The sequence below is a fragment of the Actinosynnema sp. NPDC023658 genome, from assembly GCF_040639995.1.
In the GTDB taxonomy this organism is placed as follows: Bacteria; Actinomycetota; Actinomycetes; order Mycobacteriales; family Pseudonocardiaceae; genus Actinosynnema.
Genome location: NZ_JBFAAX010000848.1, coordinates 1 through 2,386 on the forward strand (window position 1 = coordinate 1; position 2,386 = coordinate 2,386).

A 2,386-nucleotide genomic window follows, 5' to 3' on the forward strand; every position below is an offset into this window, starting at 1 on the left:
CTCGGCGGGCGTCATCACCGCCGTGGGCGGCGTCGGGCTGGTGAACGCCTCGTTGAGCAGCTGCACGACCTTGCTGTCGGCCAGGCTGTGGTGCATCTCGTCGCACAGCTGCGGCAACGTCATCCGCCCGTACCGCTCGGGGTGCGCCTTCACCAGGTCCGGCAGCACGTCGCCCAGCGGGGCGGCCTCGTCGTGGAGCTGCTTGAAGTCGGTGAGCGCGTCCAGCAGCGTTCCCCACTTGCCCTTCGTGATGCCCATGGAGAACAGCACGAGGAACGTGTAGACGTCCGTCTTCTCCACGACGATCCGCCGGGTCTCCAGGTAGGCGGTGACCACCCGGGCCGGGATGCCGAACGCCGCCACGTCGCCCAGCGCGTCCACGCCGGGGCAGGTGATCGTGACCTTGACCGGGTCGAGCAGGCAGAAGCCTGGCTCCAGGTCGGGGAAGCCGTGCCAGTCGGCGTCGGGTTCCAGCGTCCAGCAGCCCGGTTCGGTGCGCAGCAGGTCCAGCGGGGCCTCGTGGAACTCGACCTGCTCGCCGGTGGCGGGGTCGGTGACCTCCCGCGGCTGCCAGACGCCGAAGAACCACGGCGGCCGGTCCCCCGCGTCGGCCAGCCGCCTGCCGAGCCGGATCATCGCCTGCCGGAACCGGACCGCCTCGGTGATGGCCTCGGTGGTCAGCCAGTTGCCCGCCGGGCCGTCCATCATGCCCGCGGCGACGACGCAGGAGGCGATCATCGGGTACAGCGGCGAGGTGGTTCCGTGCATCATGTACGTCTCGTTGAACCGGGACCGGTCGAACGGCGCCTTGCCCCCCGACTTCACGTGGATCATGGCCGACTGGGACAGCGCGGCCAGCAGCTTGTGCGACGAGTGGGTGGCGAACACGGTGGGCCGCTGCGCGTCGGGCGCTTCGTGGACCGCCATCCCGTAGCGGCGCGCGTAGAGCGGGTTGAACCGGCCGTAGGCGAACCACGCCTCGTCGAAGTGCAGCGACCGGGTCGACGCGCCGAGCAGCTCGGTCACCCGCACGGTGTCGTAGCAGAGGCCGTCGTAGGTGGAGTTCGTGACGACGGCGTACGCCGCCTCCGGGCTGACCGCGCCCGCCGCGATCGGGGTGCGCTCGACCTGCGCCCGCACCGCCTCGGCGGTCAGCCGCTCCGGCGGGATCGGTCCGGTGATCCCGTAGCCGTTGCGGGTGGGCACGAGGTAGACCGGGCGCGCACCGGACAGGATCACGCCGTGGTTGATCGCCTTGTGGCAGTTGCGGTCGAGCAGGGTGATCTCGTCGTTGGCCACCGCGCTGTGGATGATCATGCGGTTGGACGACGACGTGCCGTGCAGCACGAAATAGGTCTCGTCGGCGCCGAACACGCGGGCGGCGTTGCGCTCGGCCTCACCGACCGGGCCGGTGTGCTCGAACAGCGAGCCGAGCTCGGCGACGGACACCGAGATGTCGGTGCGGAACAGGCGTTCGCCGTAGTAGTCGTAGAACGCCCGCCCCACCGGTGACTTGAGGAACGCGATGCCGCCCGCGTGCGCCGGGGTGTGCCAGGAGTACGGGTGCGTGTCGTCGAACCGGCGCAGCTCGCGGAAGAACGGCGGCAGGATGTGGTCGAGGTACTGGCGCGCGGCGAAGTCGATCCGGCCCGCGATGAAGCCGGGGGTGTCCTCCAGCAGCCAGATCCAGCCGTTGATGACCTCGGAGACCCACAGCGGCGTCTCGTCGTTGTAGTCGCCGGTGGTCAGCAGGAACACGGGCAGGCGCGAGGAGAACCGGTCGAGCAGCATGCGCAGCACACCGCCCTCGACGGCGGGGCCCGCGTCGGCCGGCCGGAGCGCGGCGCCGGCCAGCTCCCAGCTCACCACGGCGGCGGCGAGGTCGGCCTGCGCGGTGATCACGGCCGCGGCGTCGGTGGCGGAGTGCACCACCATCACCTCGTGCCCGCACTGGCGCAGGTGGGCGCAGACCTGGTCGACCTTCGCCGCGGGCACCGCGTTGTCCGCCGCCGCGCTCTCGGCGGCGATGAGGATGGTGGACTTCGTCACGCTCAGCTCCCTTGCGCGCCGGGGACATCCCGAGCGTAGGAGCCCTTCGCGGTCCCAACCGGACAGTCACCGGAACGTGGAGCAAGCTCACCCGGCCGCGTGACGTCGGCGGGCCCGATCCGGTCGAGGGGAAGGTGATCCGCCCCGGTGACGTCCACTTCGGCCGGTGCACGGGAGGCGGCACGGCGGCAGGTGCACGAGCATCGGTGTCGGCGCGGGCGTCCGCCGCGACGGCCCGCGTCACGGGCGTGGGCGCACCCGCGTCCACTTGCGCCCGTCCCGCTCGGAGCGCGGGGTGGTGGCGGCGACGCAGCGCGGGCACAGGTGCAGCGCCTGC

Annotated in this window: 1 protein-coding gene; it reads right to left on the reverse strand. The window is 71.8% G+C overall.

Going from position 1 to position 2,386, the window contains the following annotated elements; all coding sequences use genetic code 11:
• Positions 1 to 2,049: Orn/Lys/Arg decarboxylase N-terminal domain-containing protein (locus AB0G02_RS35510; protein ID WP_360803427.1), on the reverse strand; the 2,049-nt coding region annotated here is incomplete at its 3' end.
• Between the last annotated feature and the right edge of the window lie 337 nt (positions 2,050 to 2,386).